Genomic DNA, 14,799 nt, shown 5'->3' on the forward strand with positions numbered 1-14,799 from the left:
GTGCGGCGGGTCCGGCGGCTGCTCGTTGGAGGGCGTGCGCGTGCCAGGGGGACGTCGGGGGAGCTTGGGTGGGCACGTCAGATCTCCAGGAGGTGGAGGACGTTGTCGAGGTGGCGGCGTACGACCTTGAGGTAGGTGGGGTCGGTGGCGGGGTCGTCGACCCAGCGGATGGACTGCTCCATGAACCACTCGACGGCCCACGTGCGGTGCCAGCCCAGGGCCCAGTTCTCGGCGGGGAGTCCGCCGCGTGTGGTGAGAGCGTCGGGGGTACCGCCGGCGGTGACGTACTGCTCCAGGAGGGTGCGGAGCCGTTCGGGCTTCGGGGGTTCGACGGTGCCGTGCCAGCTGGCGAGGTCGAGCAGGCCGGGGCCGGTGAAGGCGCGGGCGAAGTCGAGCATCCGCCAGCCCTGTCGGCCGATGTGGAGGCTGGTGGGGTGGAACTCGGAGTGCACCCAGCCGAAGGGGGCCAGGGTCGCCCCGGCCGAGCGCGCTTCGGCGGCTCGGGAGATCCGGTCGAGTGCGTCTTCGACGTCGTCGGCTTCCTGCCATCGGTCGGCCTTGCGCAGCCGGGCAAGGTGCTCCAGCGCCCGGCTCGGTAGCCTACGCAGCCGCTCGTGGTCGAGGACGGGTAGGGGCACGGCCGTGCGGGCCCCGTGCAGCACCACGGCCGCGGCGATGCCGTCCAGGTCGTCGGCTTCACGGGTGGCGGGTCCGAGGTCCTCCATGAACATGCCGAGCCAACCGTCCAGGACCGCGGAGGCATGCACCCGGGGGACGGGCAGGCCGCAGGTGCGGGCCAGCCGGAGGGCCTGGTCCTCGCTGTCGAAGGGCTTCTTGGCGTACTTGAAGACGGCCGTGGAGCAGTCGGGGAAGGTCACGCGCTCGACCCCGGACAAGGACCACACGCGTACCTCCTCCCGTACGGCGGCGGTCTGGCCGGTCAGGGTGAGCAGGTTGTCGAGGAGTTCGGCGCTGGGGTTCGCGGTCATGTGAGGGCTCCGGGAGGGTGGTGGTGGCGTCCGGGGCGGGCGGGGGTGCCGGCCCGCCCCGGAGCCTGATCGGGGGGGGTACGCGGCGGGGTGCACGCGGTGGGCGTAGACCTGCTCGATCCAGCCCGCCTTGAAGGCGGCGAGGTCGTCGCGGAAGTTCGCCATCGACGCGCCGTAGGGCGCGACGGCGCCGCCGGACTGGTCCGGGACGGACTGGCAGCCGTGCACCAGCCGACCGCCGAGCGCGGCGTGGGCCTTGATGGACTCGATCCGGCGGTGCTCGTTGAACCAGCCGCCGTGGTAGACCTCGTCGAGCGTTCCGCCCGTCTCGTCGTCCAGGTCGAAGACGACGGAGGTGGCGGCGGGGAAGAACCAGCACGGGCCGACGTTGGAGATGCGCCCGTCCAACTCGACCTTGTTGAGCGCCATGAGCGTGGCGGCCTCGCGCAGCATCCGCAGGTGCTCGGTGGTGATCTGCGGCAGGCCGAGACCGGGCAGGTGCTCCTCGCGGAAGAGGTACGCGTACACCGCGTGGGCGGTGGTCAGAACACGGGCCGGGTCGGAGGTGGATTTACCGTGCTGCTTGATGAAGTCGAGTGCGAGCTGCTCGACCGCGCTCTCGGTCGTCTCGTCCAAGCCGAAAAGCTGGGACTGGACGAGTTCCCAGTCGGCGACGAGCCAGGTGTTCGACTCGAAGCGGAAGAAGTACGCGGCCGGGTCGATCGTCAGGCGTCGACCCTGGACCCGGAGGCCGGGCAGGCGGTCCCAGCGCGGGTCGAACGCCTCGGGCAGTTCGACCGTGATGGCCGTGGTGTCGATGGTGGTCACCTTGTCTCCGTCTCTTGCTCGTCCGGGTGTGGGCACAGGGGTGCCCGAACCGGATGCGGACGTACGGAACTTCGGGGAGCCGCCCGGGCCGGGGGGAATCCGAATCCCCTGCACCGTTCCGGCGGCTACTGGATAGTGAACCGGCGGTCACGCTCAGTGGGTACGGTGGAAGGGAGTTGCAGCGGTATACGTGGTTTACAGCTCCGATGCGGAGGCGGTCGTGGCAGCACCGAGGAACCCCAACCCCCTTCTGCGAGACGTCATCGAGGAGGTCGGTTGCACTTATGAGTCCCTCGCCAGAGATGTGCGTCGCGTCGCCGCTGAGAACGGCGAGGTCCTCCAGACCAACAAGTCGGCCGTCTCGCACTGGGTGAACGGCACCCGCACCCCTTCGGGGCGGATGGGTCAGTACCTCGCCGAGGCGCTGTCCCGTCGCGCGGGGCGTGTGATCACCCGGACCGGGATCGGGTTCCGCTCCGGTGAAGTCGACGGGCCGACGGAAGCCGATCCCGTCCTCGCCGCCATCGATCTGGGCCGTGCAGACGTCGAGCGCCGCCGCTTCCTCACCGCCGCCGCCTTCACGACCGCCGGGGTCGCCATGCCTCTTGGCCACGACCACGAGGCGACCGCCCGCATGCTCCGCGCCCGCACCGGCACGTCCCTGGTCGGTGCGGAGGACGTGAACGTCGTACGTCAGATCACCGCAGCGTTCAGCGCTGCCGACGAGCGCCTCGGCGGCGGACACGGCCTGACCACGGTCACCACCTACCTCGCCGACACCGCCGCCCCCATGCTGCGCGGACGATTCCCCAGCGAAGCCGACCGCCGGAAGGCGTTCGGTGCCGTTGCCGAACTCGCCTACCTCGCAGGCTGGAAGCACCACGACCTCGGTCAGGAGGGAGCCGCCCAGCGCTACTACCAAGTCGGCTACCAACTCGCCTGCGAAGCAGACCCCCACGGGCACACCGCCTGGATGATGCGCGCCCTCGCTCATCAAGCACTGAGCCTCAAACAACCCCACCACTGCGTAGACCTCGTCGAGGGCGCCCTGCGACAGGGCCTCGGCCACGTCGACGGCCGCACCGAAGCGCTCCTTCACATCACCCACGCCCGCGCCTACGCCGCCACCCATGAGAACCCGTCAGCCGCCCGTGCCCTGCTCGCCGCCGAAGACGCCCTCCTACGAGACGACGGCCCCCAGCCGGACTACTCCCAGGTAAGCGGCCCTGCGGCCGGAACCGTCGCCAGCCACACCGCCCGCACCCTGACCGACCTCGCCGACCACATCGGCACCGAACAACAGCACCGGGACGCCCTCATCCGCTGGGACCCCGAGAAGTACCAGCGCGTTCACGCCCTGACCCACGCCGACCTAGGCGACAGTCTCGCCGCCCAAGCCCGTGCTGATGAGGCAGTCGCCGCCTGGACCCAGGCCCTCGCCCTGATGGAAGGCATGACCTCCGACCGCACTCGCAAGGCGATCACTTCGATCCGGTCCACCCTCGCTGTCTACCAGCGCCGCCGTGTCCCCGGCGCCACCGATCTCGCCCGTCGCGCCCGCGAGGCCCTCACCTAGCATGCCCGACAACGCGCCCGACGAAGGGAACCCCGTGCCCCAGCAGACCGAAAACCAGCCGAAAACCCTCAAACCGGCTCTCGGATCGATGACCTTGCTGGTCGCGGCAATCATCGTGCACGACAAGGCCACCCACCGCGTCGTCCTGCTCCAACGCGGAGAGAACGCCAAGTTCGCTCCGGGCCTGTGGGACCTGCCCGTCGGCAAGAGCGACCCCGGCGAACCCATCACAAGGACCGCGGTCCGCGAGCTCTACGAGGAGACCGGCCTCACGGTGGAACCCGAGTCCCTCAAAGTCGCCCACGTCATCCACGGAGCCTGGGGCGTCGAGGCCCCGAACGGTTTCCTCACCGTCGTCTTCGCCACCCACGAATGGACTGGCGAACCTGAAAACCGCGAACCTCGCAAACACGCCCAAGTTCGCTGGGTAGACATCGACGCCGTCCCGGAGCAGTTCGTGGCCACCACGGCCAGCGCCCTGCACCGCTACCTAGTCGGAGGCCCAGAGGTGTCGCTCGACGGCTGGGAGTAGTTCCACCACCACTACCTGGTGGTCCCCCGCCCGCATCCGTCCTCCTTCTCCTCGTGCTTCCGCTGGGACCCCTCTCGGGGCACCGCTGCACCGCCACCAGGCGGGAGACGGCGGTCCAGCCGAGTGCGGCGGTCGCCGTCACGGCCAGGAGGAAGGACGCCGGGGCGGTGCGGGTGGCCCGCTCCGCGGTCCCGGGCAGGGCCAGTGCCGCCTTGCGCAGGTGGGCGAGCGTCGTCATGCCCCCACCGTGGCACAGCAGCGCGCTGCCGGCGGCCCGGTGCGGGCAGCCTTCAGCGCGGTCCGCGGTCGATCGCCCCGGCCGTCTTCACCGCCGTCGTGCCGTCCACCCGCGCGGACTGGACCGGGCCGAACAGCAACCCCAGGGAGAGCAGCAGCGCCAGCGAGGAGGCGATGGCCGTCCTCTTGACGTGCGAAGCGGCAACAGCGGTCACCGGTGCTCCTCAACAGCTCGCTTCCACCGGCCCGTTCGGGATTCGTCGGGCCCTCCGCGCCGCACCACGGCACACGGGAGGCTAGGGCGGGAGGACACCCGGGGTCAACGAACGTGGGCCGACTCTCAGCGAGATGAGCGCACTCACATCCGGCGCCCAGCGCGAGCGGTCCCGTCGGCGGAACGGAGCACGCGCCCCGCGCCGGTGGGCCGTCCGGGAACGAACGGGACGTCCGCCCCGCGCACGGGCGAGCGGGTGCCCACGGCCGGTTCGCCGTGGGCACCCGCTCGGGGTCGTGCGCTGCTACCGGCTACTGCGGCGGCGCCTGCTGAAGCCGTAGGCGAGTCCGCCCACGAGCAGGAGACCCGCGGCGACCGAGGCCGCGAGGAGCACGGTGGTACCGGTCCTGGCCAGGATGCCCGAGGAGGCCGGACCGGGGGATTCCGGGTGGTCGGGGTCGTCCGGGCCACCGGGGGTGCCGGCAGAGCCCGGAGTGGTGCCGGGCGGGACCTGGACCGTGGCGGTTGCCTCGGGCGAGCTGACGTCCTCCCCGCCGGCCTTGCCGCCCGCGGTCGCGGTGTTGACGACCTTCCCCCGCTCGACGTCCTCGGCGGTGATGGTGTGCGGCTCGGCCTCGCACCTCATCTCCTCGCCCGGGTCCAGGCGGCTCTTCGGGCAGCTCACGGCACCGGCGGTGGGGTCGTCCACGACGATGTCGGTCACCGTCAACGGCCCTTCGTTGGTGACCGTGAACCCCCAGTCGATACGGTCGCCCGCATCCGTCCGGTCGTTCTCGTTCACGTCCGTGACCTCGGCGGTCTTGGCGAGACCGAGCTCGCCCTCGCCGTCAGACGGCACGATCACCGTGGACGGCGGGGAGACCGGAGGCTCGCCGGACGGCGGGGTGCCCGTGCCGGTCGCGGTGTTCTCGATCGATCCGGCGTCCACGTCGGCCTGGGTCACCGTGTACGTCGCCGTACACGTCACCGAGGCACCCGGCACCAGCGAAGCCGCACCGCTCGGGCAGGTGACCGCGCTCAGCTCACCGGCGCCCGTGAACTCGCCCTCGTCCACCTTCACGTCCTTCAGCGTGACGTTGCCGGTGTTCGTGACCACGAAGCCGTAGTCGATCTCCTCACCGAGCACGAGCTTGCCCGGGTTCTCCGACTCCGCGGACTTGACGACCGTCAGCGCGGGCTCCGGGGTCTGCGGAACCTCCACCGTCGAGGGCGGTGACACGGGAGGCTCGCCCCGGGGCGGCACACCGGTCGCGGTCGCCGTGTTGCTCACCGAACCCGCGTCCACGTCCGCCTGCGTCACCGTGTACGTCGCCGTACACGTCACCGAAGCACCCGGCGCCAACGAACCCGCACCCGCCGGACACACCACCGGACCCAGCTCACCGCTCCCGGTGAACTCGCGCTCGACGACCTCCACGTCCTCCAGGGTGAGGTTGCCGGTGTTCGTGACCACGAAGAGGTAGTCGACCTCCCCGCCCACGACCAGTTCGTCCTCTTCACCGGTGGTGGCGGACTTGACGACGGAGATGCCCGGGTCGTCCTCCGTGGTCACCGTGGTCTCCGACGGCGGTGACACGGGAGGCTCGCCCCGGGGCGGCACACCGGTCGCGGTCGCCGTGTTGCTCACCGAACCCGCATCCACGTCCGCCTGCGTCACCGTGTACCTCGCCGTACACGTCACCGAAGCACCCGGCGCCAACGAACCCGCACCCGCCGGACACACCACCGGACCCAACCCACCGCTCCCGGTGAACTCGCCCTCATCCACCTCCACATCCTCCAAGGTCACGTTCCCCGTGTTCGTGACCACGAAGCCGTACGTGACCTCCTCACCCGCAACCAACTCATCCGTCGAGGACGACTTCACCACCGACAACGCCGGATCGTCATCCGTGCTCACCGTCACCTCCGACGGCGGCGACACCGGAGGCTCGCCCCGGGGCGGCACACCGGTCGCGGTCGCCGTGTTGCTCACCGAACCCGCATCCACGTCCGCCTGCGTCACCGTGTACCTCGCCGTACACGTCACCGAAGCACCCGGCGCCAACGAACCCGCACCCGCCGGACACACCACCGGACCCAACCCACCGCTCCCGGTGAACTCGCCCTCATCCACCTCCACATCCTCCAAGGTCACGTTCCCCGTGTTCGTGACCACGAAGCCGTACGTGACCTCCTCACCCGCAGCCAACTCATCCGTCGAGGACGACTTCACCACCGACAACGCCGGATCGTCATCCGTGCTCACCGTCACCTCCGACGGCGGCGACACCGGAGGCTCGCCGGACGGCGGAGTGCCGGTGGCGGTGGCCGTGTTCCGTACCGAGCCGGCGTCCACGTCGGCCTGGGTGACGGTGTACGTCGCCGTGCACCTCACCGACTCGCCCGGGAGTAGGGAACCGGCACCGGCCGGGCAGACCACCGGACCCAGTTCACCGCTCCCGGTGAACTCGCCCTCGTCCACCGTCACGTCCGTCAAGGTCACGTTCCCGGTGTTGGTGACCCGGAAGCCGTAGGTGATCTCCTCGCCCGCGACCAACTCGTCCGTCGAGGACGACTTGACCACCGTCAGCGCGGGGGCCGGCGGGGAGGGGACCGTCACCTCGGACGGCGGCGACACCGGCGGCGTGCCGGACGGCGGGGTGCCGGTGGCGGTCGCCGAGTTGGTGATCTCACCGGCGTCCACATCGGCCTGGGTGACCGTGTAGGTGGCCGTGCAGGTCACCGAGGTGCCGGGGGCCAGCGAGGCGGCACCGGCCGGGCAGACCACCGGCCCCAGTTCACCGCTCCCGGTGAACTCGCCCTCGTCCACCGTCACGTCCGTCAGGGTCACGTTCCCGGTGTTGGTGACCACGAAGCTGTACGTGATCTCCTCGTCCAGGACGAGTTCGTCCGGCTGACCGGTGGTGGCGGACTTGACCACGGTCAGCGACGGTTCGGCGTCGACGCCGACGGTCGCCGTGTCCGGCTCCGACACCGTCGGATCGGTGGCGCCCGGCGGGGTCCCGTGCGCGGTCGCGGTGTTCTCGATGGAGCCCGCGTCCAGGTCGGCCTGCGTCACCGTGTAGACGGCGGTGCAGGTCAGCGTCCCACCCACGGCCAGCGGACCCGCCGGGCACTCGACCGTCGGGGACGAGGCGCCCGAGAAGTCGGTCTCCGTGACGCCCGGCTCCGTCAGCTCCACGTTCCCGGTGTTGGTCAGCTCGAACGAGTACGTCACCCGCTCGCCGACCGTGCTCACCGTGGCCGGATCGGCCGTCTTCTCCACCGTCAGGCCCGGCTCGACGGCGCAGACCTCGGCCTCGTCCTGGTTGTTGTTCGCCACCGGGTCCTGTTCGTTGGCCAGGACGGTGGCGGTGTTGGTGACGCATCCCGTCATCGTGGCCGGAGCGTTCGCCGTGATCGTGATGGTGTTCTCGGCGCCCGCCAGCGTACGGCCGCCGACGCAGGTCACCGTGGTGCCCGAGACCGTGCAACCCGGCGTCGGACTGGCCACGTCGGTCAGCGGCGCCGGCACGGTGTCCGTCACCGTGTAGCCGCTGGAGTTGCCGGGACCGTTGTTCTTGACCTTCAGCGTGTACGTCACCGGGGAACCCGGCTCGACCGCCCCGGGCCCGGTCTTCACGATCGACAGGTCGGTCGGCAGGCCGGGGGACGAGGCACCGTCGTTGTTGCTGCTCGCCGGACCGGAGGAGGCCGAGACCAGGGTGAAGGTCGGGTTCGCCGGGGTGTTGACCTTCACCTGGGTGACCAGGCCGGTGACGTTGTTGGAGAGGCCGATGTTGCCGTTGCCGAAGGTCCACGCCCCGCCGTACCCGTGGGTGAGCGTCAGGAAGGGCACGGGGTGGAAGGTGACCGGCTTGGTGGCGGCCGGGTTGAGGAAGTCGACCCGGACTATCTGTCCGTTGTCGGTGGCTCCCCAGAAGTATCCGTCCGCGTAGGTGAGGTCGCCGGTGTTGGGGGCGGCGGACAGGTTCAGCGTCGTGGACCCGCCCGTGGTGGCGTCGATCCGGCGGGCCGTGGTGGAGCCCGTGGTCCCGGTGTAGAGGTAGCCGTCGGGCGCGAAGGCGGCCAGGTTCGCCCCTCCGGGCAGGTTCGGGGCGCCCACCCGGGAGAGGGCACCGCCCTGCCCGATCCGGATCAACGATCCGGTCGGGAAGGCGGCGTTCCCGATGGCGCTGATCCCGTACAGGTAGTTGTCCGCCGTGTTGTAGCTGATGCCGTTGTAGGTGATGGGGGACGCCGCCCCCTCCGGTTGGAAGGTGATGCTGCCGGAGGCGCCGGCGAGCGCCTTGTAGAGGCGGGTCGGGGTCTCCTGGGCGACGAAGACCGTCGGGTCGGCGGGGTCGAACGCGTCACCCGGGGCGGCGTACGACTGCGGTGCGGACAGGAGCGGGGTCCAGAAGGTGCCGCCCACGATCAACAAGGCCGTGAACAGCAGCCCCCAGAGCGAGCGGACCCGCCGCCTTCTGTGCCGCACGCTGCGGCGATCCATCCTGGTCATTCAGCACCTTCCGGATTCTGTTGCGGTACGCCGCGATCGGGTACCGGGTCCCGTGGGGCCCTCTTCTGACGGGGCGTCCGGGCCGGGAGCCGGTCACCGGCGGACCGGGACTTCAGCGAGGGGTCCGCCCCTGCGGGCACCGCATCGATCGACGTCCGCCGGGACCACGGAGGTCCGGCGCGACCGTCCGTCGGAGCCGCCGGTCCGGAAGCCCGGCCAGGCGGACCGGTCCGGTGCCCGGGGAACGGAACACGACCGGGCACGACGGAAGACCCGCCCCCGGTTCGCCCGCAGCGGTGCGCGAGCGCCGCCCCCACCACCTGTCCATCCCGCCCTCTCCCCTCCCGCCGCGGTCCGGCACGCGCCCCGCACGGGGCCCTCACGCGCGCACCGGGTCGGGCTGTGGAACAGCCCACCTCGATTGATGAGTAAAGCATCTATAAGTGTTATTTCAAGGTATAAAAGCGACTCCAGACGGAGTGTCACCACATGAAAGGGCATAACACCGGGTTCCGGATCGATCCTGCTGCCTCGCGCCCGGTGCCGGCCGCGGGGGGAGTTCACGACGGCGTTCCGCACGCGGGCGGACGGGGGCACAGGGGCGCGGACGGCGGCTGACCGCTCGTCACGGGCGGGCCGGGGGACGGGCCCCGCCCCCCGCCCCCTCACCCCGGCGGCGGCCCGAAGAAGGGGTAGCCGTCGGTGGCGTCCGCGGGGGCGGGGCGGACGGCGAAGACGGTGGTGTCGTCGGCGAGGTGGTTGCCGCCGTGGCGGAGGGTGGCGTCGCGGACGAAGGCCACCAGCCGTTCGGGTTCGGCCACCCCGGGGTCCTCGGCGAGGGCGGCGGCGACGGCGGCGACGAGGGGGAAGAACTCGCCCTGGGCGTCGCGGGCTTCGGTGACCCCGTCGGTGACCAGGAGCAGGGTGTCCCCGGCGGCGGGCCAGATCCGTTGCAGCGGCGCCGGCCCTTCGGAGAGGTCGCCGAGACCGAGCGGGAGGCCCTCGCCGGGGGGGAGTTCGCGGACCCCGGACGGTCCGACGAGCAGCGGGGGCTGGTGGCCGAAGTTGACGAGGACGACGGGGCCGTGGGGTGCGGTGCGGGGCGGGAAGCCGAGCAGGACGCCGGTGGCGAACCGGTCGGAGTCGTCCCGTCCGACCTGGGCGCAGTAGAAGCCGTGCCGCAGCATCCGGGCGTCCAGCCGGCGGGCCACGGTGGTCAGGTCGGACTCGTAGTAGCCGGACTCCCGGAAGGAGCTGAGCAGCACCGCGGCCCCGTCGACCGCGCCCAGGCCCTTGCCCTGGACGTCGCCGATGAGGACCCGGGTGCCGTAGGGGCTGGGTTGGATGTCGTAGAAGTCGCCGCCGACCTTCGCGACGCTGTCGGCGGCGAGGTACACCGCGGCGTGGTCGAGCCCGCCCCAGTGCGGGGGGAGCGGGCGCAGCACGGTGCGGCGGGTGGTTTCGGCGACGTCCCGCATGTGCAGGGCGCGGCGTTCGTTGCGCAGCCGGACCCAGGACACGGCGACGGCGAGCACCCCGCCCGCGGCGACCAGGATGAAGTCGGGCAGGCCGGTCTGGTACTGCTGCGGCCAGGTGGTGTCCATGGCGACGTAGGCGAGCACGGACAGCAGGGCGAAGAGGGCGGTGGTCCACACGCCGCACAGGGCGGCGGCGATGCCGGGGACCAGCACGATCCAGGAGATCACCCGGAGTTCGCCGGAGGTGTTCAGGTCGAACGCCACCAGGGCGACCAGCAGGGCCAGCGGCGGCAGCCAGGACACGCTGTGCCCGCGCACGCGCAGCAGGGACTGCCTCCCGTCGCCGGCGGACGGCACCGGTGCGTCGGGGCCGTCCGGCGGGACGGGCGGGGTGAGTTCGGGCGGGGGCATGGGACGCGGACCCGGGCGGGCCTCAGTCCTCGTTCACGTAGGTGTGGTAGTACACGGTGGCTCCGACGCCGAAGGCCACCGCGAGGGCGATGCCGCTGGAGCGCAGCACGGAGTGGCCGGTCTGGCTGTAGCAGAAGCCGAAGGCGAGGCCGGCGAAGACGGCCCAGGCCAGGGCGCGGGGGCCGGCGCGCAGGGCGGGTGCGGCGCGGTGCAGGCCGAAGGCGACGGCGGCGAAGAGGATGCCGCTGACGAAGCCGAGCAGGATGTTCCAGCCGGTGACCTGGTAGCCGGCGGCGTCCCGGCTGATCCCGGCGATCCAGAAGCCGTAGACGATGCCGGCGAGGACCGGTATCCAGGTGCCGCTGGCCCGGGGGTCGATCGTGGCGCGCGGGGCCCGGTGGCGTCCGGTGGCGGCGCGCGGGGTGCCGGGGGTCCGGGGGGCGCCCGGTGCGGGGGCCGCATGGGTCATGGGACCGCTCCTCTCTCGCGGAGTCTCGCGGGACGGTGCGCCGACCGCGTGCGCGGCGGCACGGGTTCCCGCGGTGGCGGGGCGGTGCCCGGCGGGTCCCGCCGGGGCCCGGTCCGGGCGGGCCGGGAGCCGTGCGGGGCCGTCCGTCCACCTCCAGGGCACACCCCGCGCGGGGGCTCAGCAACTCGTGCCGGGGGCCGCCACCCACCCCGGTCGATCACGAGTTCGAAGAAATCTTGCCGAAAGCGATGAGTTTTCGTTTCCGGCCCGGTCTTCATCTCGACCCGTGGAGCACGGACCATGGAACGACAGAACGAAACGCCACAAGGCGTAGTGAACTATTCCAAGATCGACATACCACGCGAGGCGAACATGAGCAGCGGAAAGGGCGGGCGGGCGGCGGCGCGGCCGGGTGCCCCGGCGATCGAGACCGCGGGTCTGGTGAAGACCTTCGGAGACAACCGCGCGGTCGACGGGGTCGACCTGACCGTCCCCACCGGCACGGTGTACGGCGTCCTCGGACCCAACGGCGCGGGCAAGACCACCACCGTGAAGATGCTGGCGACCCTGCTGCGGCCGGACGGCGGCGAGGCCCGGGTGTTCGGGCACGACGTCGTGCAGGAGGCCGACGCGGTCCGCTCGCGGGTGAGCCTGACCGGGCAGTACGCCTCGGTGGACGAGGACCTCACCGGCACCGAGAACCTCGTCCTGCTCGCCCGGCTCACCGGGCACGGCCGCAGGGCCTCCTACGAGCGGGCCGAGCAGTTGCTCACCGCGTTCGGGCTGGCCGAGGCGGCCGAACGGCAGGTCAAGGCGTACTCGGGCGGCATGCGCCGACGCATCGACATCGCCGCCTCCATCCTGAACACCCCCGACCTGCTGTTCCTGGACGAGCCCACCACCGGGCTCGACCCGCGCAGCCGCAACCAGGTCTGGGACATCGTGCGGGCCGTGGTGGCCCAGGGCACCACCGTCCTGCTGACCACCCAGTACCTGGACGAGGCCGACCAGCTGGCCTCCCGGATCGCCGTGATCGACCGGGGGCGGGTGATCGCCGAGGGGACCAAGGGCGAGTTGAAGGCGTCGGTGGGCGCGGGCGCCGTGCACGTCCGGCTGCGCGACGCCCACCAGCGCGAGCAGGCCCGCGAGCTGCTCGTCCGGGTGCTGGACGCACCGGTGAACCTGGAGCCCGACCCGGTGGCGCTCACCGCCCGGATCGGCCGGGACGGCTCCTTCGACGGGCAGGACCCGGCCACCCAGGCGTCCCGGGCGCTCGCCGAACTCTCCGCGGCCGGGATCACCGTCGACAACTTCGCCCTCGGCCAGCCCAGCCTGGACGAGGTCTTCCTCGCCCTCACCGACCGCCCCGCCGCCGACGCCACGGCCGCGGACGCCACCGCGGCCACCGCCGCCGCGAAGGAGACCAGCGCATGAGCACCGTGACCACCGCCCAGGACGCCCAGGACCTCACCCCGGTCCGCACCGACTCGCTGGCGGAACTGCTGGTGGCCCGGGAGCGCCCGCGCCGGCCCGGGCCGCTCGCGGCCTCGCTGACCTTCGGCTGGCGCGCCATGCTGAAGATCAAGCACGTTCCCGAACAACTGTTCGACGTGACGGCGTTCCCGATCATGCTGATCCTGATGTACACGTACCTGTTCGGCGGTGCCCTCGCCGGCTCGCCCCGCGAGTACGTCCAGTACCTGCTGCCCGGCATGCTCGTCATGTCCATCGTCATGATCACGATGTACACCGGCGTCGCCATCAACACCGACATCGACAAGGGCGTCTTCGACCGCTTCCGCACCCTGTCCCTGTGGCGACCCGCCGCCATGGTCGGCTACCTGCTCGGCGACATGGTCCGCTACCTCATCGCCTCCGTCGTGATGATCACCGTCGGCCTGATCATGGGCTTCCGCCCGGACGGCGGCTTCCTCGGCGTGCTCGCCGGCGTCGCCCTGCTGATCGTGTTCTCGTTCGCGGTCTCCTGGGTGTGGACGATGTTCGGGCTGCTGCTGCGCACCGAGAAGTCCGTGATGGGCGTCAGCATGATGGTGATCTTCCCGCTGACCTTCCTCAGCGACATCTTCGTCAAGCCCGAGACCATGCCCGGCTGGCTCCAGGCGTTCGTCAACCACAACCCCATCACCCACGTCGCCACCGCCGTGCGCGCCCTGATGGCCGGCGAGTGGCCCGCCGCCGAACTCGGCTGGGCGCTCGGCTGGTCCGCGCTCCTCGTCGTCGTCTTCGGCACCCTCACCATGCGCATGTACAACCGCAAGTAGGGCCCGCCCCCGGCGCGCGCCGGGGTGGCGGGGACGGTGACCGGCACACCCGGCGCGCCCCCGCCACCCGGTGCGCGCCGCTCGGGTGCACCGGCACCCGAACATCCCCGCCCGGCTCGCGGCCGACCCCCGCGCACCGTTCGGTGGAACCGTGTCCGCCACCAAGCCCGGCGTGCTCCGCCGCACGGCCTCCGCGGTGCTCTTGCTCGCCGCCTGCGCGCTGCTGCCCGCCGCGACCGTCGCCGCCTGGGCCCGCACCGAGCTGGCCGACGCCGACGCGTACACCGCCGCCATGGCACCGCTCGCCAGCGAACCGGGCGTGCAGGACGCCCTGGCCGACGCCCTCACCGACGCCGTCGTCCGCCAGGTCGACCGCGGCACCCTCCCCGAGGGCACCGTCCGGGTCTTCGTCCGGGACGCGGTCGGCTCCTTCACCGCCACCGACGCCTACCGGGGCGGCTGGAACACCGCCAACCGCGCCACCCACGACGTGGTGATGCACGCCGTCCGCCGACCCCACGGCGAGCGGGTCACCATCGACCTGACCTCCGTCACCGAACGGGTCAAACAGAGCCTCGTCGACGACGGGGTGGTCTTCGCCCGGCGCATCCCCGTCCAACCGACGGTCGTCACCGTCCTCCCCGGCGAGGACCCGCAGCGGCTCCGCAAGGGGGTCCACATGCTCGAACTGGCCGGCCTCTGGCTACCCGTCGGCTCCGTCCTGCTCGCCCTCGGCGGCATCCTGCTGGCCACCGCCCGCCGGCGGGCGGTCACCGCGACGGCCCTGGGCGTCGCCGCGGCGGCCGGCGCGCTCGCCGCCGCCATCGCCGTCTGCCGCGCGGTGACCCTCGACGACCTGCCCCCGCACGTGTCCCGCGCCGCGGCCGGCGCGGTCTTCGACGCCCTGACCGGTTCGCTGCACACCGCGGCCCTGGTGATCCTCGTCATCGGCCTCCTGGTGGGCCTCACCGGCTGGCTCGCCGGCCGGTTCGCCGGGGTGCGCGGCGCCCGCGCCGGCGCCCCCACCCCGCAGGAGCCCACCGGCGCCTGGACGGTGACCGCGTGCGCGCCCGGTACGCCGGTGCTCGCCGCGAAGTCCGCGCCCCGCGCCCACCGGCCGCCCGTCCGTGCAACCGCCACGGACCCGGCCCCGTCCTACCAGGAGTGCCCCGGACTCACGAAGGACGGCAGGCACCCGGCGGGAGCGGAGGAAGCCGCCGCGCTGGACGCCGCGGACCCCGCCGGAACCTGACCGGCG

General features: G+C 72.0%; 10 protein-coding genes and 1 pseudogene. 5 read left to right on the plus strand and 6 right to left on the minus strand.

Going from position 1 to position 14,799, the window contains the following annotated elements; all coding sequences use genetic code 11:
- Positions 1 to 77: 77 nt before the first annotated feature.
- Entirely contained in the window at positions 78 to 989 is a 912-nt protein-coding gene (locus ACSMX9_RS13110; RefSeq protein WP_351239088.1) for an aminoglycoside phosphotransferase family protein, read from the minus strand.
- Between the two features lie 81 nt (positions 990 to 1,070).
- Positions 1,071 to 1,817: pseudogene (locus ACSMX9_RS13115) on the minus strand (hypothetical protein); the annotation flags it as partial.
- A gap of 220 nt (positions 1,818 to 2,037) precedes the next feature.
- Here ACSMX9_RS13115 and ACSMX9_RS13120 point away from each other — a divergent pair.
- Both ACSMX9_RS13120 and ACSMX9_RS13125 read left to right on the plus strand, forming a co-directional pair.
- Positions 2,038 to 3,393: a tetratricopeptide repeat protein gene (locus tag ACSMX9_RS13120; RefSeq protein WP_445402504.1), complete on the plus strand. Its 1,356-nt coding sequence runs from the start codon at positions 2,038 to 2,040 to the stop codon at positions 3,391 to 3,393.
- Position 3,394: 1 nt separating this feature from the next.
- The gene (locus ACSMX9_RS13125; protein ID WP_445402505.1) at positions 3,395 to 3,925 is read left to right on the plus strand and encodes an NUDIX domain-containing protein; all 531 of its coding nucleotides are present in this window, start codon (positions 3,395 to 3,397) and stop codon (positions 3,923 to 3,925) included.
- A gap of 290 nt (positions 3,926 to 4,215) precedes the next feature.
- On the opposite strand, the gene ACSMX9_RS13130 is transcribed toward ACSMX9_RS13125, so the two are convergent.
- From ACSMX9_RS13130 to ACSMX9_RS13145, 4 genes are all read right to left on the minus strand, one after another.
- Entirely contained in the window at positions 4,216 to 4,377 is a 162-nt protein-coding gene (locus ACSMX9_RS13130) for a hypothetical protein (protein WP_351239078.1), read from the minus strand.
- 303 nt (positions 4,378 to 4,680) lie between these two features.
- Positions 4,681 to 8,901, minus strand: coding sequence for a DUF7507 domain-containing protein (locus tag ACSMX9_RS13135; RefSeq protein WP_445402506.1), 4,221 nt, complete (start codon positions 8,899 to 8,901; stop codon positions 4,681 to 4,683).
- Positions 8,902 to 9,566: 665 nt separating this feature from the next.
- Positions 9,567 to 10,790, minus strand: a complete 1,224-nt coding sequence (locus tag ACSMX9_RS13140) for a PP2C family protein-serine/threonine phosphatase (protein WP_445402507.1) — start codon at positions 10,788 to 10,790, stop codon at positions 9,567 to 9,569.
- 22 nt (positions 10,791 to 10,812) lie between these two features.
- Positions 10,813 to 11,259: a hypothetical protein gene (locus ACSMX9_RS13145; RefSeq protein ID WP_366113315.1), complete on the minus strand. Its 447-nt coding sequence runs from the start codon at positions 11,257 to 11,259 to the stop codon at positions 10,813 to 10,815.
- 372 nt (positions 11,260 to 11,631) lie between these two features.
- On the opposite strand from ACSMX9_RS13145, the gene ACSMX9_RS13150 reads away from it, so the two are divergent.
- The 3 genes from ACSMX9_RS13150 to ACSMX9_RS13160 all read left to right on the plus strand — a co-directional run bounded on the left by ACSMX9_RS13150 (position 11,632) and on the right by ACSMX9_RS13160 (position 14,793).
- Positions 11,632 to 12,693, plus strand: a complete 1,062-nt coding sequence (locus tag ACSMX9_RS13150; protein WP_445402980.1) for an ATP-binding cassette domain-containing protein — start codon at positions 11,632 to 11,634, stop codon at positions 12,691 to 12,693.
- Entirely contained in the window at positions 12,690 to 13,541 is an 852-nt protein-coding gene (locus tag ACSMX9_RS13155) for an ABC transporter permease (protein WP_445402508.1), read from the plus strand. Before ACSMX9_RS13150 ends, ACSMX9_RS13155 begins: the two co-directional genes overlap by 4 nt.
- Before the next feature lie 151 nt (positions 13,542 to 13,692).
- Positions 13,693 to 14,793, plus strand: a complete 1,101-nt coding sequence (locus ACSMX9_RS13160; RefSeq protein WP_445402509.1) for a hypothetical protein — start codon at positions 13,693 to 13,695, stop codon at positions 14,791 to 14,793.
- The last annotated feature ends 6 nt before the right edge of the window (positions 14,794 to 14,799 follow it).

Source organism: Streptomyces sp. LE64, from assembly GCF_052606915.1.